Source organism: Halomarina halobia, assembly GCF_029338575.1.
Taxonomy (GTDB): Archaea; Halobacteriota; Halobacteria; order Halobacteriales; family Haloarculaceae; genus Halomarina; species Halomarina halobia.
In genome coordinates this window covers 925,439-948,284 of sequence record NZ_CP119993.1, presented here as the reverse complement: position 1 = coordinate 948,284, position 22,846 = coordinate 925,439, and the positions used below count along the sequence as shown (strand labels likewise).

Annotated in this window: 21 protein-coding genes and 1 pseudogene; 12 read left to right on the top strand and 10 right to left on the bottom strand. The window is 59.2% G+C overall.

Annotated elements, in window-relative coordinates:
- The first annotated feature begins 648 nt into the window (after window positions 1-648).
- From P1K31_RS22175 to lpdA, 3 genes and pseudogenes are all read left to right on the top strand, one after another.
- Window positions 649-1,533: a DUF7260 family protein gene (locus P1K31_RS22175; RefSeq protein WP_438268326.1), complete on the top strand. Its 885-nt coding sequence runs from the start codon at window positions 649-651 to the stop codon at window positions 1,531-1,533.
- Between the two features lie 85 nt (window positions 1,534-1,618).
- Window positions 1,619-1,720, top strand: a pseudogene (locus tag P1K31_RS19800) (IS6 family transposase); the annotation flags it as partial.
- Window positions 1,721-2,545: 825 nt separating this feature from the next.
- Window positions 2,546-3,937 (top strand): dihydrolipoyl dehydrogenase, encoded by a 1,392-nt coding sequence (gene lpdA, locus P1K31_RS19795; protein ID WP_276306081.1) that lies wholly within the window; start codon window positions 2,546-2,548, stop codon window positions 3,935-3,937.
- Window positions 3,938-3,980: 43 nt separating this feature from the next.
- On the opposite strand, the gene P1K31_RS19790 is transcribed toward lpdA, so the two are convergent.
- From P1K31_RS19790 to P1K31_RS19770, 5 genes are read right to left on the bottom strand one after another with little or no spacing between them, the layout of a single operon-like run.
- Window positions 3,981-4,682, bottom strand: coding sequence for an ABC transporter ATP-binding protein (locus tag P1K31_RS19790; RefSeq protein ID WP_276306080.1), 702 nt, complete (start codon window positions 4,680-4,682; stop codon window positions 3,981-3,983).
- Window positions 4,675-5,424, bottom strand: coding sequence for an ABC transporter ATP-binding protein (locus P1K31_RS19785; protein ID WP_276306079.1), 750 nt, complete (start codon window positions 5,422-5,424; stop codon window positions 4,675-4,677). The genes P1K31_RS19790 and P1K31_RS19785 overlap by 8 nt, the downstream gene beginning before the upstream one ends.
- A complete protein-coding gene (locus tag P1K31_RS19780) occupies window positions 5,417-6,448 on the bottom strand; it encodes a branched-chain amino acid ABC transporter permease (RefSeq protein ID WP_276306078.1) in 1,032 nt (343 codons plus the stop codon). Before P1K31_RS19780 ends, P1K31_RS19785 begins: the two co-directional genes overlap by 8 nt.
- On the bottom strand, window positions 6,445-7,326 hold the full coding sequence (locus P1K31_RS19775; RefSeq protein ID WP_276306077.1) for a branched-chain amino acid ABC transporter permease: 882 nt from the start codon (window positions 7,324-7,326) through the stop codon (window positions 6,445-6,447). The genes P1K31_RS19780 and P1K31_RS19775 overlap by 4 nt, the downstream gene beginning before the upstream one ends.
- A gap of 6 nt (window positions 7,327-7,332) precedes the next feature.
- Window positions 7,333-8,583, bottom strand: a complete 1,251-nt coding sequence (locus P1K31_RS19770; RefSeq protein WP_276306076.1) for an amino acid ABC transporter substrate-binding protein — start codon at window positions 8,581-8,583, stop codon at window positions 7,333-7,335.
- Window positions 8,584-8,943: 360 nt separating this feature from the next.
- Here P1K31_RS19770 and P1K31_RS19765 point away from each other — a divergent pair, with 360 nt between their 5' ends.
- Both P1K31_RS19765 and P1K31_RS19760 read left to right on the top strand, forming a co-directional pair.
- Window positions 8,944-9,348, top strand: coding sequence for a hypothetical protein (locus tag P1K31_RS19765; protein WP_276306075.1), 405 nt, complete (start codon window positions 8,944-8,946; stop codon window positions 9,346-9,348).
- Window positions 9,348-10,166 carry an alpha/beta fold hydrolase gene (locus tag P1K31_RS19760; RefSeq protein WP_276306074.1) on the top strand — a complete coding sequence of 273 codons (819 nt, stop codon included), beginning with the start codon at window positions 9,348-9,350 and terminating at the stop codon, window positions 10,164-10,166. Before P1K31_RS19765 ends, P1K31_RS19760 begins: the two co-directional genes overlap by 1 nt.
- Window positions 10,167-10,209: 43 nt before the next feature.
- Here P1K31_RS19760 and P1K31_RS19755 read toward each other — a convergent pair whose 3' ends face one another.
- Both P1K31_RS19755 and P1K31_RS19750 read right to left on the bottom strand, forming a co-directional pair.
- Window positions 10,210-10,398, bottom strand: a complete 189-nt coding sequence (locus P1K31_RS19755) for an SDR family oxidoreductase (protein WP_379794838.1) — start codon at window positions 10,396-10,398, stop codon at window positions 10,210-10,212.
- A gap of 312 nt (window positions 10,399-10,710) precedes the next feature.
- The gene (locus tag P1K31_RS19750) at window positions 10,711-11,025 is read right to left on the bottom strand and encodes an SDR family NAD(P)-dependent oxidoreductase (protein WP_276306073.1); all 315 of its coding nucleotides are present in this window, start codon (window positions 11,023-11,025) and stop codon (window positions 10,711-10,713) included.
- A gap of 112 nt (window positions 11,026-11,137) precedes the next feature.
- On the opposite strand from P1K31_RS19750, the gene P1K31_RS19745 reads away from it, so the two are divergent.
- Window positions 11,138-12,811: an acetate--CoA ligase gene (locus P1K31_RS19745; RefSeq protein WP_276306072.1), complete on the top strand. Its 1,674-nt coding sequence runs from the start codon at window positions 11,138-11,140 to the stop codon at window positions 12,809-12,811.
- 22 nt (window positions 12,812-12,833) lie between these two features.
- Here P1K31_RS19745 and P1K31_RS19740 read toward each other — a convergent pair whose 3' ends face one another.
- Entirely contained in the window at window positions 12,834-13,685 is an 852-nt protein-coding gene (locus tag P1K31_RS19740; protein WP_276306071.1) for an IclR family transcriptional regulator, read from the bottom strand.
- Between the two features lie 522 nt (window positions 13,686-14,207).
- Between P1K31_RS19740 and P1K31_RS19735 the strand changes: the two genes are divergently transcribed.
- The 3 genes from P1K31_RS19735 (at window position 14,208) to P1K31_RS19725 (ending at window position 18,132) form a co-directional block, all read left to right on the top strand.
- A complete protein-coding gene (locus tag P1K31_RS19735; RefSeq protein WP_276306070.1) occupies window positions 14,208-14,960 on the top strand; it encodes an SDR family NAD(P)-dependent oxidoreductase in 753 nt (250 codons plus the stop codon).
- Between the two features lie 65 nt (window positions 14,961-15,025).
- Window positions 15,026-16,675 (top strand): acetate--CoA ligase, encoded by a 1,650-nt coding sequence (locus P1K31_RS19730; RefSeq protein ID WP_276306069.1) that lies wholly within the window; start codon window positions 15,026-15,028, stop codon window positions 16,673-16,675.
- A gap of 5 nt (window positions 16,676-16,680) precedes the next feature.
- A complete protein-coding gene (locus tag P1K31_RS19725; RefSeq protein ID WP_276306068.1) occupies window positions 16,681-18,132 on the top strand; it encodes a dihydrolipoamide acetyltransferase family protein in 1,452 nt (483 codons plus the stop codon).
- On the opposite strand, the gene P1K31_RS19720 is transcribed toward P1K31_RS19725, so the two are convergent.
- Complete coding sequence (locus P1K31_RS19720) at window positions 18,129-19,097, bottom strand: alpha-ketoacid dehydrogenase subunit beta (RefSeq protein WP_276306067.1); 969 nt, start codon at window positions 19,095-19,097, stop codon at window positions 18,129-18,131. The two genes, P1K31_RS19725 and P1K31_RS19720, sit on opposite strands and share 4 nt — an antisense overlap.
- A gap of 1 nt (window position 19,098) precedes the next feature.
- Window positions 19,099-20,115, bottom strand: a complete 1,017-nt coding sequence (locus tag P1K31_RS19715; RefSeq protein WP_276306066.1) for a thiamine pyrophosphate-dependent dehydrogenase E1 component subunit alpha — start codon at window positions 20,113-20,115, stop codon at window positions 19,099-19,101.
- Between the two features lie 100 nt (window positions 20,116-20,215).
- Between P1K31_RS19715 and P1K31_RS19710 the strand changes: the two genes are divergently transcribed.
- The 3 genes from P1K31_RS19710 (at window position 20,216) to P1K31_RS19700 (ending at window position 22,769) form a co-directional block, all read left to right on the top strand.
- Window positions 20,216-20,650 (top strand): VOC family protein, encoded by a 435-nt coding sequence (locus tag P1K31_RS19710; RefSeq protein ID WP_276306065.1) that lies wholly within the window; start codon window positions 20,216-20,218, stop codon window positions 20,648-20,650.
- An 89-nt stretch (window positions 20,651-20,739) separates the two neighbouring features.
- Window positions 20,740-21,900: an acyl-CoA dehydrogenase family protein gene (locus tag P1K31_RS19705; protein WP_276306064.1), complete on the top strand. Its 1,161-nt coding sequence runs from the start codon at window positions 20,740-20,742 to the stop codon at window positions 21,898-21,900.
- A 71-nt stretch (window positions 21,901-21,971) separates the two neighbouring features.
- Entirely contained in the window at window positions 21,972-22,769 is a 798-nt protein-coding gene (locus tag P1K31_RS19700; RefSeq protein WP_276306063.1) for an enoyl-CoA hydratase/isomerase family protein, read from the top strand.
- The last annotated feature ends 77 nt before the right edge of the window (window positions 22,770-22,846 follow it).

Below are 22,846 nucleotides of genomic sequence, written 5' to 3'. Positions count from 1 at the left end.
ACGCCACTCTGTGGGGGTTCGCCGCTCCTGAGCAGTACCGCGGATGGGGCGCGTTGAGACAGGCCGATTCTCTCGCTGACGCGACTGAATCCTGCAACGCACACATCTTCGTTCTCGGCACATGCGCAGTATGAGCAGTCGGTGCAGGCCGTTCGACACCGGAGACCGAGTGAACGAGCACGCAATCGGACGTACCTGTGGCAGATCGGAGGTCAGGGCGTCGAAGCGACGGGTGTCGTACTTGCGGGAAGGACAAAATGAGATTCACCGTACTGAGATGATCGATGCGACCTCCGTCATCCAGTGCTGCGTCCGTGAGTGGGCCAGGGCGTCCACGGGACGGCAGACAAGCAGTATGCGTGCAAAAACACAAGTCACCAGACGCGTGTGTTCTCGAGCAATGTACTTCCCGTCGGTCACGTACCGAGGGTTCGTCGAATCCCGTCGGTCCCGCTAGCACTTGTTCGTCGAGCGACGGCCTCAGTTACGCGACGCCGCCACTAGATAATCGAGTAATTAGAATTAACTCTACCATGAGTGTCTTCGTGGACTTGAGTGATCTGACGCGATGAGTGCGTCTCGTGAGCGGAACGACGACCCGTTACGCATCGCGTCTAACCGGACAGCGCTGACGATAGGCGAACCTTGATGCACATTGCGTCCCTCTCTTCGCCTACAAACCGCACCGGCAGGTCGTGCGCTCACCGAGCTCTCGAGCGTCGCTTCCTGCCCGCCGCCTGTCCCCACGGATTCCGTATGCCTCGCCCGTCACTCACCCCGATCGACTCTGCCCGCACCCTGCTCACGGAAGAGTACGCACAGGTGCATGTTGAACGAACGGCGTTCGAGACGTTCGCCGAGCGGGTGCGCGCCCTCGACCCGGTACCAGTACCGTCCCAGTCACCGCTCACAGCCCCCTCCCTTCGCGATCGATCGCGAGCTCACGCAGGCGTAGCCACGACTCGTGATGTGCGCACTGCCTATCGGGAGACGGTGCTCGCGGTGGAGCACTACGCGAGCGTGTATGGCGAATCGCTCATGACGAACCTCGCCGCCGAATTAGGGCCAGAACTCGCAACGGCGGTCAAGGAGGAACGACTGCTCACACGAGCGGTCCTGCAGGCGGCCATCGCGAGCGTGGCCCACGCCATCCAGGATCGTCGCGCGTTCCTCGAGGTGCTTGATGCCGAGCAGGTAGCGCTCGATGAGGCCTACCGTGAGGGAGACGCCATCGCTACCGAACTCGCCCACCTCGATGAGCTGGATATTGTGACATCTAGGGGCCGCAATACCGCCTGTGAGCTGCTCGCCGAGCTCACCGAGCGGTGTCGCCAGCTCATCGACGCGCGTCAACAGGAGATACAGGAGCGAGTCGTCTCCCGATACACCGACGGCCATGATCTCTGTACGTACCTGTATGCGGACGGCCCGGGCGACTGGACCTATCCCGTACTCACTGTCGCCGTCTCACTCTACCGGGATCTCACGGCGGTACGGCATCGTCTCGGGCGACGTGGAAGTACTATTAACTGAGCGGTATTCCACGTGCTCCGAAACCGTGGTGATGTATCACACTGTGATGTTTGGCCCTCTAAAGTGACGGTATATCTGTAGGCCCCGACGGCACAGTCTCAATCTCAGATACGAGTACCATCGAACCCGGAGTGCCGTCGAACGTATCTTTCGAGAGATAAAACGGAGAATCACTACATTCAACGATAATTCACGCCTAGTCCAATGGATGGGACCCGCTCCGAAACCGGCGTTATTGCCGACCAGAGGGGACGAACAACGAACTACGTGTAGAGGGTCGGCGTAGGGTTCAGCGAGCGTAGCGTGTTTTAAACTCACGTTATCGGGAACTGGAACGACCGGTGGTTCTGGAACGACCGTTCGTTCTGCAAGCTCGCCACCCCAGCCAGAAAGCCCTATCGAACTTCCTACCGAAAATAGACAGTCGCCGCACTAAATGGCGGAATTTTCCGTAACGTGGTTTCCGGGTTCGAATGTCGCAACCTCGGCGTTGACATCGGTGACGGTTCCGCTGAACTCGTATTCTATGATCTATGGAGGTGTCTCGCCGGGTATGGGGGTTTATACGCTGGAATCGCGGTCGGATCTGCTTGGTACTTGTGGACATCCGACTCGTATATTCCGCAGTGCGCGACCTCGATACTGACGTCAGTTGACCGGACGATCGAGTTGAGACGATCCCAATGGGAGATCGCCTTTTCCGTGATAGACGGCGCCACGCATAACCGCTCATTAAGGGTGGAGAACAAATAGCTATGATCTGGACGAATGCGATCCAGACGGAGTGAGAACGAAGTTCAAGTTCGTCGCAGTCAGAACGGTTGTTTCGGGATACGAATAGCAACCAGCGACGGCGACTATTTTAATGATGTGACTGACCGGTTAAAGGCTTTGGAGCCCCAATAGCGCCGAGCCCTCTCGGCGGATCCCGGAGTTCGATCGAGCCTTTCAGTTGGTGTATCCTGACGGGAGAGATAGCTCTAAGTCGTTCCAAATACGGTCTACTGCACAGATGGTTAGCAGTAAGACTGACGCAGCCGACCTCGTAGTTGTCGGTGCCGGTCCGGGAGGCTACGTCGCTGCAATCCGCGCTGCACAGTACGGACGAGATGTCGTCCTCATTGATGAGGATACGTACGGAGGAACGTGTTTGAACTATGGATGTATTCCGTCGAAGGCGCTCATTTCAGGAGCCGAAGATGCTCATCGCTTAGGACACAGTCGCTCGCGAGGAATTTACGGAGAACCCTTCGTCGATACCGCCGAACTGGCCGCTTGGAAAGACGGCGTGATCCGCCAGTTGACTGGCGGCGTAGAATCGCTCTGCGTCCGTCACGGCGTTCGGTTCGTTCGCGGGCGCGCCTCATTTGCAAGCGACATGGAGCTGCGTATCGACGGCGACGGACCCGACAAGCTCACGTTTGAGGAGTGTATTATCGCCACCGGTAGTCGCCCGATCGAACTTCCCGGATTTCCATTCGACGACAAGAGCGTCCTCGATTCACGGACCGTCCTTGAGTTGGACCCGCTTCCGAGGGACCTGGTCGTCGTCGGTGGGGGGTACATCGGAATGGAGATCTCGACAGCGCTCGCGAAACTCGGAGTGGATATTACCGTTCTCGAGGCGTTGGAGTCGGTATTACCGACCTACGACGCTGATCTGACCGAACCGGTCGAGCAACGTGCGTCCGAACTCGGTATCGAGTTCGGCGTGAATCACCGCGTCGAGGGGTACGAGTCCACAGAGCACGGTGTACGCGTTCACGCATCGGTAGACGGTGAAGAACGGTGGTACGAAAGCGAACAGGTACTCGTCGCGATCGGTCGGGAGCCGGTGACTGATACCATCGGTCTCGAAGCGACTGACGTGGAGCTCGACGAGGCTGGATTTATCCGAACGAACGAACGCGGCCAGACGAGCGTCGAGGGGATCTACGCGATCGGCGACGTCGCTGGGAACCCAATGCTCGCCCACGCAGCTAGCGCTGAGGGAAAGGTCGTAGCGGCTGCCCTCTCAGGGAAAAAATCGGAAATCGGTCCGATTCCGACCGTCGTTTTTACCGACCCAGAGATAGCTACCGTCGGTCTCACCCTTGAAGAGGCCCGAACGAAGGGACACGATGTCGTCGTCGGAGAGTGTGGATTCGGCGCGAATGGTCGAGCGTTGACGCGCGCCGATCCCGACGGGTTCGTCCGGCTCATCGGCGCGAAAGACGGCACCGTCCTCGGAGCGGAACTCGTCGGACCAGAGGTCTCAGAGCTGGTCGCAGTACCGACCGTCGCGATGTCGATGGGAGCCTCACTCGAAGATCTCGCAGGCACGGTGTACGGTCACCCGACGTTGTCGGAGGCGGTGTCGGAGGCCGCAGAGAGCACGCTGGGTAGAGCGATCCACACGAACTAAATGCGAACGACCGAACTGAAAGGGTGGGCGGAACGGAGAGCGATCAGATGCCGAGATACGACTCACGGACCTTTTCGTCGTTCATGAGGTCCTTCGCCCGGCCCTCGAGACGTATCTGCCCCTTCTCCATAACGTAAGCTCGATCCGAGATACTCAACGCCTTGTTGACGTTTTGCTCCACCAGGAGGACAGTCATCCCCTGATTGGATATATTCTCTATTTCCGATAGGATGTCGTCGGCAAGCATGGGCGCCAGCCCAAGGGACGGCTCGTCGATGAGGAGCATGTCGGGATCGCGCATCAGTGCCGACCCGATATTTAACATCTGTCGCTCCCCTCCAGAGAGAGTGTCGGCGTACTGTCCGGTGCGTTCCTGCAGACGAGGAAAGAGGTCGTACACTCGCTCAAGTCGGCGACGTCGTTCCTCTTTATCGACGCCATACGCACTGACCCGAAGGTTCCCCTTGACGGTCATATCCGGGAACACGGCGTCGTCCTCTGGGGCGATCGTGAGACCGAGTCCAGAGCGATCCTGCACTGATACCTCGGTGATCGACTCGCCACGGAACCGAACATCGCCCCCGAAGAGCGGTAGTATTCCCATGATCGCCCCAAGGGTGGTCGTCTTACCGGCGCCGTTATTGCCAAGGAGGCTGACGAGTTCGCCCACCTCAACACGGAGCGAAACGTCCCAGAGCACCTGTACATCGTCGTACCCAGTCGAAACGTTATCAAGTTCAAGCATATTCGGCGGCGTCCTCCCCTATGTACGCTGCGACCACTTGGTCGTCATTTGCGACCTCGCTGGGAGGACCGTCAGCGATTTTCTCCCCGCTCTCAAGGACGACGATCCGATCGGAGATATCCATGATCGCTTTCATATCGTGTTCGATGACGAATACGCTTCGGTTTTCTCCCAGTCGGTCGATGAGATCGAGAAAGTTTCTCGTTTCGGCGGGGTTCAATCCGGCCATTATCTCGTCGAGCAGGAGAAGGTCGGGAGCCGTCGAGATGGCTCGTGAGAGATCCAGTCGCTTCTGTTCGACGATGGTCAAATCCCCGGGCGAGTCAGCTTCGCGGTGTCTGAGGTCCATGAGTTCGAGCACCTCGTACGCCCGTTCCACATTCGACTCCCCGTTTCCGAACCGTTGACCGACCAAAACGTTCTCCAGGACGGAGAGACTCTTGAACGGTCTGGGCGTCTGGAACGAGCGCGAGATGCCCCGTCGGCAAATTTCGTGCTGGGGGAGGGACGTGATGTCATCGCCCCGGAACCGGATCGTACCGGCCGTCGGTTTGATCGCTCCCGATACGACGTTGAACATCGTCGTTTTTCCGGCTCCGTTCGGCCCGATTAGACCGCATATCTCCCCGTCGTCGATATGGAGGTCGACGTCATCGAGGGCGACTAGTCCGCCGAACTCCTTTCGGATTCCTCCACAATCTAGTAGTCGGTCACCCGACGTGAGAGTCCCTGAACTACTCATCGCCTTTCACCTCTATTTTCTCCTGACTAACCGTTTCCGGCGGATCCGAACTCTTCCGCAGAGATCTCGTCGTGGCGCTCTGTTTCTTGCTGCGGATGTTGATAACCCTGTTCACTACCCCTTCAGGCATCGTCAATACGAAGAGCAAGAACAGCCCACCGAAGACGAGCCCGTGCAAGAACGGGAATTGAGCCCGCGTCTCGGCTCCGAGGGGTGTGAGAACCGTAGCTCCGATAAGGGGTCCCGCTACGGTACCCATCCCGCCAAGCACCGACATGATCATCATCTCCCCCGAGAGTATAGGGTCGAACACCGTCGACGGGTTGATATAGGTCCAGTAGATGGCGGCGATTCCCCCTGTGAGTCCCGGGAAAAACGCACTGACGGAAAACGCCAGCACCTTGTACCGGGTCGTGTTGACGCCCATTGCCTCCGCCGCGTCCTCGTCGTCATGGATGGACCGAAGTGCCAGCCCGATGTGTGAACGGGAGATGAAATACGACGTCAGGACGGTTACGACACACAGGAGGAACATAGATACGTAGACCAGCAGCGCGTAATCGCCAATCGGTAACGCCAGTCCTCTGACTCCCTCGGTGAGCCCCTCGAACGTCTGCGAGGCGACGAGCAGTATCTCCGCGAAGGCTAACATTACGATGGAGAACTGGACGTCGTCCAGTCGGAGTGTCGCCGTCGCCAAAGGTAGCGATCCGATAACGGTCACAACACCCGCGATGAGGATAGCGAGAAACGGATTGATTCCCGTTCTGATGACGAGGAGGGCCGTCGCATACGCGCCGAGCCCGAAGAAGGCAGCGTGGCCGAACGATATGTAGCCGGAATACCCAGAGAGGATGTTCCAGGAGCTAGCAAGTATGCAGAACATCAGAATTGAGAACATTAACCCGCTCACGTACGAGTTGAAGATGAACGGAACACCCAGTACGAATACCGAGAGGAGCAGACCGACGACGGCCCACCGTCGATCGTTTTTCCGGGGTCTGAAGACGAGATCGAGGCTCATACCCGCGCCTCCCCGAACACACCGTCCGGTTTGACGAACAACGTGACGACGAGGATACCGAGCAAGATCAAGTCTCGAGCGCCGGAGCCGAAGAAGTAGGCCCCAGTGGACCCGATCATGCCGAGTACGAGCGCGCCGGCCATCGCCCCGACGAAACTCCCCATTCCGCCGAAGACAATGACGAGGAACCCCATTACGACGAAGGAAAATCCCACGTTGACGGTGAACGGGTATATCATTCCAACCATCGAGCCAGCGAGCCCTGCAAGGACAACCGAGATGCCGAACGTGATGAAGTATACGCGTCGCGTGTTAATACCCGCGACCTCAGCCATCTGTCGGTTCTGAACGGTAGCGCGCATCGCGTACCCGAACTCCGTCTTCGTCGCGATGACGTACAGCAACACCATGGTGACGATAGCGACAACGATCGAGAACACCCGAGCGTACGAGACCCCCACGCCGAACACATTCACCGTCTGCGAGATGAACTCGTCCTGTATTGCCTCCGTGTCCGTGGACCAGATCGCCCGACCGACGTTCTGCATGATTAATAGGAGGGCGAACGTCGCCAGGAGCGACATGAGTTCGGCGTTCTCCGTTTTGATGATGCGCTCGATGACTAGGTAGTGGGTAACGAGACCGAGCACGAAGAACACCGGGATCAAGAGGAAAATGCCGATAAACGGATGGATTCCGAACTGAAGTTGGAGTTCGAGTGTAAGGAACGCGCCGAGCATCAGGAACTCTCCGTGAGCCAGGTTGATGACCCGCATTACGCCAAAAATGAGATTCAACCCGAGCGCGACGACTCCCCAGAGGACGCCCAACAGGAGACCTCCAGCGAGAACCTGCGATATTGCGCTGATATCGACCATGGGAAATTAGTTGGGTGCCGAATCGCGTTCGTTCCAGACCGGCGCTGGCGCCCACAGTTCACCGTCCGAGAACTCTGTCGGCGCGAGCAACGCAGGCTCACCGTTTTGCCACTGACGGACTGCCTCGTTTTCGCGGTGGTGAGGGTTGTACCCGTTCTCGTGGAACTGGATTCGGCCCATCACTCCTTCGATATCGAGATTCTGAAGTTCTTCGTTCACAGCGTCGGCGTCGGCCGTCCCGGCGTTTTCGATGGCAGCTTTGAACGCCTGCACTGCGCTCGGTCCGTACGCCGACGCCATCCCGACGAGAACATCAGGATGGCGAGACTCCCACTCCTCCGTGAGGTAATCGACGCCTGGGTAGTCGTATCTGGGATCCCACCAGGAACCGTGTAGCATGTAGTTCGCTCGCTCGCCGAGCGTTTTCGTGATGACCTGGTTCGAACTATAGTTCTGATAATGAAACTTCACGTTGAGGTTTGCGGAACGGGCTTGATCTGCGAACGTCGCCTCGGATTCAGGGAATCCGTAGACCGCGAGTAAGTCAGGGTCGGCTTGTTTCACCCGACTGATGAGATTCGAGTAGTCTTTCTGGTCCACTGGATGCTTCTGGTCGCTCACTACCTCGATTCCAAACTCCTCGAAGTTCTTGATGGCCGAGTTGCCCATGTCTGTCGTAAACGCCGACTCCGTGTACATGACGGCGGCGGTCTCCGGAGCACTCGTGTCGAAGTTCGACCAGTCCACTTCCTCCGTGAGATACCGAGGTAAGGCGCGAGCGTACATAGTGGTCGGTGCTTGGGTGCTGTAGTACATCTCGAGTCCGCGCTCAAACAGTCCCGGGTCGGAGGCAGCACCAGTCACCATCGGCGTGTTGTGCTTCGAAGACGCGTTGGCCGCCGAGTAGTTGATCGGACTCCCGAAGGGGCCGATAAGCAGATCGACATCGTCCTGATTAACGAGTCGGTCGTACTGGTTCAGCGCATTATCTGAGCTACTCGAATCGTCGTAGTGGACCAACTCGACGTCTCGGTCGAGAATCCCGCCGTTCTCATTGATCCGATCGATCCAAATCTCGATCCCTCGGAGGTAGTTCGTCCCAAGACTCGCATTCGACCCCGATAGCGAGGTGGTAAGCCCAAATCTGATGGGACCGCTATCCGAAGAACCGCTCCCAAAGCTGGAAGTACAACCGGCAACCAGGGCCGCGACCCCTGCGGTACCGGCACTGATAGCCTCTCTGCGAGTCGGTGGCATAGCACACCATTTATAGATATATGTATTATAGTTTTCGCATGAACAGACCCAACAGTAGTAGTATTACCGGGGTATCGAACGGTGCCTTCCGAGAACTCGAAACGACGGCGAAGGATTGCGCGGTGACGTCGGACGCGAATCCCGCATCAGCCCCATCTCCCCGTCAGGAGCGGTTGAACACCGATCATCGTCCGTCTGCTCCCCGTGCTCGAACACCTCGAAGTACCTCACCTCGTAGGACTCCATCGGAGATGAGAGTGCCGATGCGACTGACGGCAGGGGGACTCCTGGCGTCTGATCCAGGGGAGGCATGTGCAGCTTTAAATACTCTCTGCCCGACAATACATTGGGTGTAATCGCATGAGTACGTTCCCTTCGCTAGAGTGGTTCCGTGAGTTCACGGAGGTCCTCGAGGACGACCCGGAATTCCGACAGTCGATGCGTCATTTCGACGGATCGATACGCCTCGAGGTTGGCGATCAGACCATCTGGATGAAAATTTACCGTGGTCGAGTGATCGAGGTGCTCGACCAGGAGGCGGAGTTCGGCACCACATTCACCATCTCCGGGCCATCGGAGGAGTGGGAGCGCCTTTTGACCGCCGATCACAATCCGTTCGGCGAGCAACAAACCTTGGGGAAGCTCGTCTTCTCCGGGAATGTTCTGGAGTCGACCCGACTCATCGACGGTATCAACGCCTTAGTGGATTGTCTACGGTTGCAGGCGGGCAGCGATATCGTCATCGCTTCGGGAGGTGGTGAGTGATGGCCGACGACGGGATTACCGCAGGATACGTCGCCATCGACGGAGTTCGAACGTTCTACGAGGAGACAGGGCCAGACGACGGGGAAGATGTCGTCCTGGTCCATACTGCCGGGGCCGATTCTCTCGAGTGGCGATACGTACTGCCCGAACTGGGCGCGAACGGCTATCACGCGTACACGCTCGACCTGCCCGGCCACGGCAAGTCGCTTCCCCATCCGGACGGTCACCTGGCCAATATGCACGCTATAGCCGAGTTCGTTTGGTCGTTTGCTGACGCCGTCGGGGTCGATGCTCCGGTCGTCGCTGGCTGTTCAATCGGGGGCGATGTCGTCCTCGACCTCGCCGCACACCACGCCGATTCGCTGACCGGTGTCGTCTGCCTCGAAGGAGCACTTCGAACGCCGACGTACCCAGAAGGTTTCCTCGCGATGATGGAGACGGCGAGTGGGATGCCCGCGTTCGAGCGGTTCTACCACCACGCATCCATCCACTGTCACGGGGAGGATGCCATTCGAGAGCGCGTAGAAGAACACGCGTTCTTCCATCAGCACGCCATCCAGGAGGTCACCCACGCCGATCTGACGGCGTGGAATAAGCACGACGTCCGCGAGCGCGCCGACGAAATCACCTGTCCAGTGCTCTACGTCTACGGCGAGTACGACTACTTTCTCCTTAGGGAGTACGTCGAAGAGACGGCCGACGCACTTCCCTCCTGTCAACTGCTGACGATGGAGGGGATCGGCCATTACCCCATGCTCGAGTCCGACCAATTCGTCGACGAGATGCTTTCGTTCCTCGAACAATCATCCGACAGGTAGATCCTCGGACGGGGCATACTATCCCCTCTTCGGGGATCGTCGACTACTTCACTCGCGCCTCGCGAGGCCGCAGCCTGACCGAGGCGAACGGCCCGCTGGAGGTGTCCAACAATCCCTCATTGACCACGATCGATTCGCCGTTCACGTACCCTGAGAGGTCACTGGCCAGAAATACTGCGACGTCAGCGACATCATCCGGTTGTCCGAACCGCGAGGAGGGAATCGACTGCAGCGTCCGTTCGTCGCGGGCCTCCCAACTTGTGGGGCGTCTTCCGTCGTCATCGTTGCCTCGACGAGACCTTGATGAATCGCGTTAACGCGGATACCATCGAATTCGAAGGGTTCGGCTACGTAGGTCATTATCTTGACGGCCCTTTCGAAGCACAGTACGGGACGAACGTACCGACACCGACAATGCCCGCTTCGCTCAAGGTGTTGACACTGGTACCCTCTGATATTAAACCATCCGTTCAGCGATAATTTGCACCCTCGAAAAAGACTCCCTAGGCGTTGACGACCGTTGTCCTGCCAAGTTATTCCTCAGTCAACTTGAACAGTGGCATGGCGGAACTGATACCGACGATGTTGACCATGATGTCGATTCTCTCGACCGCTCTACTTCGTCAACAGCGATTCGGATATCGTCAGTGGACGTCACGTCACACTTGACGTACGTCGCCTCGCCGCCCCGCTCGCGGATGAGGTCATCGGTTGGCGTTCCATCTTCCTGGGGGGTCGCCTGAACGTCGACGACCACGACGCTCGCTCCGTGAGCCGCGAATTCGAGCGGGGTGCTACGACCGATTCCGCTGGAACCGCCCGTGACCGTCGCCACAGTATCGACCAGGAGGTCTGACATGGGGTGAGTCGCCGCCGACCGAGTTAAAACTCACCTGTGAACCCTCGGACTGACTGCCCGGTTCTCACATAACTATATCACGGTGAAGGTGACACCTAGTGAGCATCCGAATATGGTCGAATTTCCACGCCTCGATGCGTACCATTTCCATGAACGGAAGTGGGATAGCTACGAGAACCTGATGTCGGAGTTCGAGTGGGAAGTTCCGAATGAATTCAACATTGCGGACTACGTGTGCGACCGCTGGGCCGACGATCCCGGTCGCGTGGCCCTCTTCGCCGACAGTGAGGACAGCGGACGGCGAACGCTGACGTTCCGCGACATGGAACGATCCGCGAACCGGCTAGCCCACTATCTGACCGAGCTGGGAATCGACCGAGGCGACCGCATCGGTCTGAGCGGTCCACAGAAAGCTGAAACCGCGCTCACCTACATCGCCGCGTGGAAAGTGGGCGCGGTCCCCGTCCCGCTGAGTACGAAGTTCGGCCCGGAAGCCATCGGCTACCGACTCGACGACGCCGGAGTAAAAGGGGTTGTCATCGATGAGGAGTCCATCCACCCCTTCCGGGAGGTCAAGGACGACCTCGGAACGCTTGAGTTCGTCCTCACCGTCGGCGACGTAGTCCTGGAGGATGGCGAGGGGGAGTTCTGGGAGGCGCTTCGCGGCCGGCCCGATTCATTCGAAAACGCTGACACGGCCGCCGAAGACGACGCGGTTATCATCTACACCAGCGGGACGACCGGGGAACCGAAGGGCGTTCGTCACGCCCATCGATTCTTCCTCGGCCATCTGCCGCTATTTGTCTTCGATATCTGCAACATGACGATCGAGGAGTCGGACGTGTACTGGATGCCCTCGGAGTGGTCGTGGATCGCCGTCTTCGACATCATCTTCCCGGCCTGGTTCTATGGGCGTCCCGCGCTGGCATACAGCGCAACGCGCTTTGATCCCCAGAAGGCGTTCCGACTCATCGACGAGTACGAGGTGACTAACGCCTTCATCCCGCCCACCGCGCTACGGATGATGAAGGGGATCGAATCGCCCGCGCGCCGGTATTCGCTCGACAGCGTGCGAGTTATCGCGAGCGGCGGGGAAGCCCTAGATAGCTCCACGTACGAGTGGGCGTCCGACGCATTCGGCAATGTCGCCGTTCACGAGGGATACGGACAGACGGAGGCGAACATGCTGATTTCCAACTGTTCGGCGCTGGGGGAGGTCCGTCCCGGTCGAATGGGTCTCGCCGGCCCCGGCCACGTCATTCGAATTCTCGATCCAGAGACCGGGGAACCAACGGTACCGCGGGGAGAGGTGGGTGAAATCGGCGTCAAGTACGAGAACGATCCTGTTTGCTTCAAGGAGTACTGGAAAAAACCGGAGGAAACTGGTAAAAAAGTTCAGAACGGATGGGTGCTGACCGAAGACCTGGCCCGCCGTGACGAGGACGGATACTTCAGCTTCGTCAGCCGGAAGGACTACGTGATAATCAGCTCAGGCTACCGGATTAGCCCCGAAGAAATAGAGGAGTCGCTCTGCACGCACAACGCCGTCGAACAGGCCGGTGTCGTCGGAATCCCGGACGAGAAGCGCGGCGAAGTTCCGAAGGCGTACGTCCAGCTTTCCGACGGCTACGACGCGTCGGACGACCTGGTATCAGAGCTCCAGCGCCTCGTCAAGGAGTACCTCGCCCAGTACGAGTATCCCCGAGAGATCGAAATACTCGACGAGCTCCCGACGACGACAACCGGAAAGATCCAACGCGAACGGCTCGAACAGCGAGACAAGTAGCCAGAGAAACGAACGGGCGCTATCAGTACGTCAGTTTCAACTCTATAGTGTTCGCTGCACCCAGTACGGCATCCGGGATTTCCTCGGTGAATTTCGAGCCCTTCATTCGGTTCGCTGGCCCGGCCACTGTCACCGACCCGTGGACGATATCATCGACGATGATAGGTGCTGCGATGGCGCTAAGTCCATCGATGCCCTCGCTTCGGTCCTGCGCGTAGCCCCGTTGGCGGGTCCGTTCCAACTCCTCGGACAGCGTCTCACGGTCGGTAATCGTTCTCGCCGTCAGTCGCGGAAGCCCCCTCCGGTCGATGATTTGATCGACGCGCTCCTTTGGGAGGTGCGCGAGAATCGCCTTTCCTGCCGCGTGAACGTGCAGGTAGGTGCGCCATCCGACCCGCTCGGCCGTTCGAACGCCACGGTCGCCCGTCGCCCCCTCGAGGTTAATCCCCCACCCGTGTTCCTCGACGATGATCCACGCGGATTCACCCGTATCGTCCGCGAGTTGGCCCAGCGCGGGCTGGGTAACGCTCGTCACCGCCAACTGGTCTTTCGCGTGGATTCCAAAGTCGAGAAACCGTAAGCCAACATTGTATTCGTAGCCGTCTCGTCGAAGGTACTCCATCGACTCGAGTGTCGATACGTGACTGTGGACCGTACTCGGTGCGAGACCCGTCTGCTCGGCAATTTCTGAAATACTCGCACCGTCGAGGCGCTTGATCGCTTCGATGATGCCGAAAACCGATTTGGTAGTTTTAATTTCCCCTCGTGTCATGGTGTTTGTTGTATGTTGACGAGGGGCTCCGCATAAATCTTTCACCTGTCTGCGCAGCGAGCCGAGTGCGAAGATATTTTCGATGCTGTCGAAGAACCACACCCTGTCAGGGAGCGAAGAAGTCTGGCTACTCGTAAGCGGCACCCCATGGCTGGAACCGTCAGCGAACGAACGACCTCAGGACCGAACGGTTCGTAATCGTATCACATATGTACACTTGTGACGGCAAGGTTCGACATTGAATCAATCGGGGGCAGGTCGATGGCTGCCGGCGAGTCGGCCGAGTGAGCACTGTCCTCGACATCAATTCGACGTCGTCGAAAAGACGGCTGCTCACCGTCCTGCCTCTCACCTCCTCGAATTACGATATTTCGGCTTTCGGTCGAGAGTCAGTGCACCGCTGGATTCGTGAATCAGTGAGTCCGCCTAAATGTACACCCGTTTCAGCGTTATCGAATGCATCGAGACATTTCCCTCGTTATCTATTTGTCTCATATGAGTGAAAACATGGAATAAGAGATGCCGATTTCGATAGCTTCGACACTTCGGTGAACCGTGAACCGACCGTCAACGGTACGACGGCGAACTCAACACTTATTGAGAAGAGGGTCCGAACGACGCATTATGAACCTCTCCTCACGGACGGTTCTGGTAACCGGCGGGAGCGCAGGGATCGGACGCGCCATCGCTCTCGCAGCTGCTGATCGTGGTGCGAACGTCGTAGTCGCCGACATACGTAGAGAGCCGAGAGAATCCGGACGGACAACCGTCGAGGAAGTCGAGGCGCGTGGACAACGGTGTACGTACGTCGAGGCGGACGTCACGGAGTACACCGACCTCGAACGCGCGGTGGAGGCGGGCGAAACGTTCGGCGGGGTCGACGCCGTCGTAAACAACGCGGGGTTCGCTCAGTCGTTCTCGCTTACGGATACCGAGCGGGGGAACTGGGCGAAATCAATCGAGACGAATCTTACGGGCGTCTATCACGGCTGTCTTGCTGGCGTTGCGCGGATGTTAGAAGGGGACGGTGGCGCTATCGTCAACATTGCAAGCGGTGCCGGCGTCGTTGGCCTCGTGAATACGTTTTCCTATAGCGCTGCGAAAGGGGGCGTCATCGCACTCACCCGACAGATAGCTGTCGACTACGCGGACCAAAACATCCGTGCAAACAGCGTCTCTCCGGGATTTACCGACACGGAACTGTTCAGAAACGACACACATGACGGCACGCGCGAGTACGCGGAACGCCGGACCCCGATGAGACGAGTCGGTGAGCCGGATGAGATCGCGAATGCTGTAGTGTTCCTTCTAAGCGATGCCGCGAGTTTCATCACAGGCGAGAACCTTCTCGTCGACGGTGGGTACGCCGCCCAGTGACATAACCGCGGTATGGTAGTAAAAGGTAAGAGAGTGGAAGGCGCAAGAGATTGCCATACTGGACTATGAAAAGGGTAGATACGTACGACGACTTACGCAAAGAGTTCTCGTGGGATAAGTACCGGGACGCCTGCGACTGGGACGGTCGAACGGAACTGAACATGGGTCACGAATCGGTCGACAAGCACCGGGACGACCGATCGCGCGTGGCCCTGATCTGGCTTGACGAAGACGGAACCGAAGAGCCGTACACCTTCGGTGAGATCACCCGCGAATCGAACAAGTTCGCGAACGCGGTGACCGAACTGGGCGTCAGCGAGGGGAGTCGCGTGTTCACCCACCTTCCCCGTATTCCGGAGCATTACGCGTCAATGCTGGGAGTGATGAAGGCCGGTGCGATCTTCGGTTCGATCAACGAGCGGTACGGCGTCGACGGTGTAAACCACCGTCTCGCCGACAGCGAGGCAGACACGATACTCACGACACCGGCGAACCTAGAGAAAATCCAGAAGGCGACCGCCGACATCGACTCGATCGAGGATATCGTCGTCGTCGACCGGAATGACGTCGGGTATGATGGTGATCACGTCGACTACTATGAGCTGGTGGAGGGTGCAGACGAGACGTTCGAGACCGTCCGGACGGGGCCCGAAGATCCGGCGCTGCTCTACTACACCTCGGGGACGACGGGCCCCGCGAAGGGCGTCGTACACGGCCATCGCTTTGCGCTCGGCAACGCGGCCTTCCTCGACCAGCCGGCGGACCTCGAGGAGGACGACCTCTACTGGCTGACCGCTGACCCCGGTTGGCTCACAGGCCTCAATATGTTAGGGGCCTGGTTCTGGGGGGTCCCCGTGGTCATCTACGCCGGGGAGTTCGACCCTGAGATGTGGGTAAACATACTAAACGACTATCCAATCACCGTCCTCTGGAGCGTTCCGACCGCATACCGGATGTTGAAAGATCGCGACGAGTTATTCGAAGGCAAGGACATCGATCTCCGAAACATGCTTTCCATCGGCGAACCACTCAACGCACCAGTTATTGAATGGGCCAGGGAGAGATTCGGAACCCCCATTCTCGATGGCTATGGGACGTCGGAGACGTATGGGACTGTCGTGAGCAACTTCCCGTTCATGGAGGTCAAACCGGGCAGCATGGGCAGACCGTATCCCGGTATCGACGTCAAACTCGTCGAACCGGGGACGCTCGAGGAAGTCGAACAGGGAGAGATCGGTGAGATCGCCGTCCGCGAGTTCCCCAGTTCGTTCCAACGCTACTGGAATCGCGACAAGGAGACAGCCGAGAGGATCCGCGACGGCTGGATACTCACCGACGATCTAGCGGAGATGGACGACGATGGCTACTTCTGGTTCCAGGGTCGGGCCGACGATGTCATCCTCAGCGCCGGCTACCGGATCGGTCCCTTCGACATCGAGTCGACGCTCGTCGACCACGAGTCGGTCGCGGAGGCGGCCGTCGTCCCGAAGGCCGACAAACAGCGCGGGAATATCATCGTCGCATTCGTCGTCCCTTCGAAGAGTGCCCCCTTAGATGACGACCTGAAAGCCGATATCCAGCGATTCGTCAAAGAAAAGTTAGCGGCCCACGAATATCCCCGCGATATCCGATTCGTCGACGAACTCCCCAAGACGATGACGGGGAAGATCAGACGGACCGAACTGAAAGAGCAGATGCGGCGAGACAAGAACTGAGAAACATGGTCGAAATCATCACGCTTCCGAAGCTGGGTATCAGTGACGAAGGCGAACTCATCGCGTGGGAGTTCGACACCGGCGAGCACGTCGAAGATGGTGACGTCATCGCGGTGCTCGAATCGGATAAAGCGACCGCTGAAGTGACGGCGACGGCTAGCGGCATCCTCCTGGAGACGTACCTCGACGAGGGAGACGTCGTCCCGATCGAACCCGGCAGACCCATCGCGGTCGTCGGCGAGGAAGGTGACACTGTCCCCGATTACGAGGACCTTCTGGAGCGGGGGAGCGACGTCGACCGGAAAGCGGTCGAGTTGTCCGAAGAGGAGACGGTGACGTCGGCCGGCGACCGAGGGGAGTCCGACGGCCCTAATCGGGATGAAGCGGACGTCAAAGCCACGCCGCGAGCGAAGCGGCACGCGAGAGAGCAGGGCGTCCCCCTAGAGTCCGTCGACGGTACCGGCCCCCAGGGAGTGGTCACCGAGGCAGACGTGAACAACTACCTAGATGCCACCGACGGGGCGGCCACCATCGAGCCGACCGACTCCGACGAAGAGACTCGTACTGCGTCGGTGGACCGAAGCGCCGACGTGAAGGCCACGCCCCGAGCGAAGAAGATCGCCAAGGAGTGCGACGTCGATCTCTCCTCAGTCGAAGGGACGGGACCGCAGGGTGCCGTCACCGAGGACGACATCCGCGAACAGGGCGAGCGAGCGAGCGAACGGAGTGAACGGGGACTGACCATCACGGAACGGCGGTCGCTCACCGGAACTCGCCGAACTATCGCTGACCGACTCGCACGAAGCGCCCGAGAGAAACCGCACGTCATGGGAACCCGGGATATCTCCATCGAACAGCTCCTCCGCGTAAAACGGCGACTTGACGAGGAACGCTCCGAGGACATCTCGCTGAACGACCTCATCCTCGCCGCGGTGGTCCGGACGCTCGGAGATTTCCCTGAATTCAACGCTCTCTTCGAGGACGACGCTCACAAACTCGTCGAGGAGATCAACGTGGGCTACGCCGTAGACGCACCGAAGGGTCTCGTCGTCCCCGTCGTCCGAAACGCCGCCGAGAAGTCGATTTTCGCGCTGGCCGAGGAACGGCGGGCCGTGGTCAGGCGTGTCCTCAACGACGACCACACGAGCGAGGACCTCACCGACGGGACGTTCACCGTGACGAATATCGGCGTGTTCGACCTTGACGTCTCGTACTCCATCATCAATCCGCCGCAGGTCGCCATACTGGCCATTGGGCGGCGTAAGCCCGCAGCCTTCGAGCGCAACGGTGAGGTACGGTTCGAGAAGGCCATCACGTTCAGTCTCACTATTGACCATCGGGTGCTCGACGGAGCAGACACCGGAGCCTTCCTCGCTCGCCTGGCGGACTACATCGAGTATCCCGGGTTCGCCATTGAGGAACTCAACGGGGCGAACCGTAATACGGACGGTAGTTAGAACGCCGCTCGAATCGCGTCCACCACCTCGTCGGCGGAAGGGATCACCTCGTCTTCGAGGGCCGGGCTGAAGGGAATCGGGACGTCCTTCACCCCGACAGTCTTCGGCGGCGCGTCGAGGCTAAAGAAGTTGTTCGACGTGACTTCGTTGGCGATGTATCCTTGCGTTCCATAGCGAAGCGGTGTCTCGTCGACGACGACGATCCGGCCGGTCTTCTGAACACTCTCCGCGATGGTATCCAGGTCGAGCGGTGCGTACGTCCGCGGGTTTACGATCTCCACGTCGATGTCACCCTCCAACTGATCGGCCGCTTCGACAGCCCGGTAGTACATCAGTTGCGTAGCGACGACAGTCACGTCGGAGCCCTCACGCTCGACGCTCGCTTCGCCGATGGGGAGTGTATACTCCTCTTCGGGTACTTCGCCTCGCACCCCCATCAGCTTCTTGTGCGGGAGAAAGAAGACCGGATTGTCGTCGCGAATCGCGCTCTTGAGAAGTCCCTTCGTGTCGTACGGGGTAGTCCCCGTGACGACGACGAACCCGGGCTGGTGGCCCATCCAAGCGTGGACGCTTTGGGAGTGCTGCGCCCCTGCTCTGATACCCGCTCCCGCGGGTGCGACGATGGTCAACGGTAGCTTCACCTGTCCACCGGTGATGTACGGCATCTTGGGGATCTGGTTGATCATCTCCTCGCCGGCGGTCGCCGCGAAGTCCGAGAACTGAAGCTCCGCGACAGGACGGAGGCCTGCGAGTGCGGCACCGATGGTGTGGCCGGCGATACCGATCTCGGAGAGCGGCGTGTCGCGGACGCGCTCGGTGCCGTATTTGTCGACGAGGCCCTGCGTCTCGCCGAAGTTACCGCCGAACTCGCCGACATCCTCACCGGCGATGTAGACGTCGTCGTCTCGCTCCAGTTCCTCGTCGAAGGCTTCGCGGATCGCTTCCACGAGGTTGAGTTCGCGCATCTCACTCCCCCTCCCCGTAGAACGGCCGCACGTAGATATCCTCGTAGGCGACATCCGGGTTCGGCGGTGGGCTCTCCTCGGCGAATTCTACCGCATCCCGCACTTCGGCTTCGATTTCCTCGCGAATCGCGTCGTACTCGTCTTCGCTCATGAACTCGCTCCGAAGTAGCTCCTTCCTGAACCGGACGATCGGATCCCACTTCTCGGACGATTCCTGTTTTTCCTCCGCCGTGCGGTACACTTCCTTGTCTCCCTCGAAGTGACCGCGAATACGCCGGACGCGGATCTCGATGACTGTCGGCCCGCCGCCGTCACGCGCCCGGTCGAGCGCCTCCGAAACCGTCTCGTACACCTCAAGCGGGTCCCGGCCGTCTATGGACGTCGACGGAATTTTCAGCGGTTTCCCGTAGTCCGAGAGGCGTTCGATCTTGTAGTTTCGCTGCGTGTCATACGAGATGGCGAACCCGTTGTTCTCGATGACGAACACGATCGGGAGATCCCAGACGGACGCGAACACGAGCGCCGTGTGGAACGACCCACGGCTCGTCCCACCGTCGCCGATGGTCGTGACGACCGCGTTGCCCGTCTCGTTCATCTGTTCGCCGAGTGCCATCCCAACAGCGGGATTCTGGCCAGACCCGATGGTCGCGGCGTGTCCGTAGAGGCGCCGATCGATGTCTGCGAGGTGCATCGACCCTCCTTTCCCCTTGTTCGGCCCTGTCGCCTTCCCGTAAATCTCCGCCATGATCTCGGTCATCGGGACGCCCTTGACGATGTACTGACCGTGGAGGCGTGAGCCACCGACCGCGAGCCAGTCGTCGTCCCGCAGCGCCGCCCCCATTCCCGCGTGAGATCCCTCGTGTCCGTGACAGAGGTGCAGGAATCCGGGGATATCCCCTTCCTTGAACTGTTGGAGCGCCACGTCGTCGAAGATACGGATGCGGAGCATATCCCGGAGGAGATGTTCGACCGTCTCCGGTGAGTGCTCGTGTATGGTAGTCTCTCTCTCGCTGGCCATTAGCTCAGTTATCGGTTCTACCTGTCACCACCATAAATGTACCTACCGGTAAACTTGAGGGCGGCGATACAGATATGGGGGTTCGGTCGCCATCGGGCCCATGGACGTAATTGGTGTCGACCGTGTCATCATCGCTACCGAAAATATTGACGCCACCAGGAGCCAGTTCGAGGCGCTACTGGGGCTGTCGTTCGGGGACCTGCTAGAACCGACCACGAACACCGACGCGGGCGACGAAAACGTGGCGAACGTACTCAGCGCGTCCGGTATCGAGCTCGTTACGCCGCGTGAGGACAGCGCGGAGGTTGCGCGGTTCCTCGAAGAGAACGGACCGGGGCTGTACGCAGTCTCGATCCGCGTCCACGACTTGGACGGCGCGATCGAGGAGTTATCCCGGAAAGGCGTTGATCCTGTCGGCGAGTACGAGGCGAACGACTTCGCGGAGGTGTTCTACCATCCCCAACACTTCGGCGGTGCGTTCGTCATTCTCGCAGAGTACGACGCGCCTCACCCGGCCGAAACGGCATCTCTGTAGAACTGCCCGACAGTGTGGCGGATGACAAAAGCGGGACGCCGCCCCTCACGAAAAACGTTAAGAGCGTCTGGAGCACGCGTTCAGGTGCCATGAACTTCGAGCTGACGGACGAACAAAAGCTACTCGAACGGACCGCGGTCGACCTTATGGACGAGTACGGGCTTGACTACTGGTACGAGAAAGACGAAACGGAGGAGTTCCCCGAGGAGATCTGGGAGGACCTTGTGGATGCCGGGTTCATTGGGATGAAGATCCCGCAGGAGTACGGGGGAGAGGGATTCGGAATGAGCGAACTCGCCACGGCGTCGCTGGCCGTGGCGCGCAATGGCGGGGGTGTCAGCGGAGCGAATCTCCTCACGTCGCCAGTGATCGGGTCGACCGCGATCATTGAACACGGCACCGAAGAGCAGAAACGGCGACTCCTCTCGGAGATCGTCGACGGGTCGTTCGTCGCCATCGGCCTCACCGAACCGAACGCCGGCCTCGACACCGCGGGTATCGAGATGCACGCCGAACGTGACGGCGACGAGTACGTTCTGAACGGGACGAAAATCTGGACGACCGGTGGTAAACGAGCCGACTACATCCTCACGGTAGCGCGGACCTCCTCCCCAGAGGAGGGGGCGCGCCACGGGGGGATCTCCCTGTTTTTTGTCCCTACCGATGACGACGGTTTCGAGTTTAATAAGATCGACAAACTGAGCATGCGAGCGCTCGGTTCCTACGAGACGGTGTTCGATGACGTCCGGGTGTCCGCCGAGAACCTCATCGGGACAGAAGGTGAGGGATTCTTTCACGTGTTGAACACGCTGAACACGGAACGCATCAACTGGGCCGCGATTCCGGTCGGGGCCGGCGAACTCGCGCTCAATCTGGCGGTGAATTACGCCGGCGAACGGGAAGCCTTCGAGCGACAAATCGGCCGAAATCAGGGCATCCAGTTCCCACTGGCCGAAAACAAAGCCGATCTTGAGACGGCTAAGCTAATGATCTACAAGGCGGCGTGGCTCTATGACAACGGTCATGATTGTGCGATGGAGGCGAACGCGGCAAAACTCGTCGGTGCCAAAGCAGGATTCGACGCCTGCAATCAGGCGGTGCAGACATACGGTGGGATGGGGTTTGCGAACGAGTATCATGTCGAACGACTCTTTCGTGACGTCCGACTCGCCCAGGTCGCGCCCGTCAGCGACGAACTCGTGAAGGCGTACATCGGAGAGCACGTCCTCGACTTGCCCCGGTCGTACTAGAGGGTTGATTTCTAGGATCGACTGGAAGTGTATCGCAAAAGGTTAACTCCCAGGGCGAGGGAATCTCACATATGGGAGGGTCGTTCGACAATCTCGATATCAGTACCGCACAGTCCGTGACGACGATTTCCGTCGACCGGGTCGACACACGTAACTCGCTCAACATCGAGACGCTGACGGAGCTATCGACTGCTCTCGATGCCGCGATGGACGACCCCGAAACGAGTGTGCTCGTTCTGACTGGGGGGGGAGATGAGGCCTTCGTCTCCGGTGCGGATATCGGAGATTTTCATGGCCAGGATTCGCTCTGGTTCATCCGTGACTTCCGTCGCGCGTTTCGCGAGGTAGAAGAGGCGATCGAAGGGGGGCCGAAACCGGTTATCGCCGCCCTCGACGGGATTACCTTCGGTGGAGGGTTAGAACTCGCACTGATGTGCGATCTCGTCTACGCGTCCGATGCGTCGGCGCTCGGCTTTCCCGAGAGTAAACTCGGTGGGATCCCCGGCGTTGGTGGCACGCAGCGTCTGGCGCTCATCGTCGGATACCTCAAAGCGAAGGAGCTAGTGCTCACCGGACGAACGGTAATGCCCGAGGAGGCAGCCTCGTTGGGGATCGTCAATGACGTCTTTCCAGACGAGGAGTTCGACGACCGCGTCTACGATATCGCCCGGGATCTCGCAACCGGCGCTCCGTACGCCCAATGGTTCGGCAAGGAGGTCATTAATCAAACTCGAGAAGGTCTTGAGAAGGGACTCGCTCTCGAAGCGGCCCTAGGAGCCGTTCTCTTCGAAACAGACGACATCCACGAAGGCTTCCGAGCGTTTCTCGAACAGCGAAACCCAGACTTTTCAGACTGGAGCGAGTTCTAACTCGTCCACCTGTTCGAGGATAGCTAAATCAACCCCGGTTCGGGCGATCCACGCGGCTTGTTGGCTGGAGGCTATTC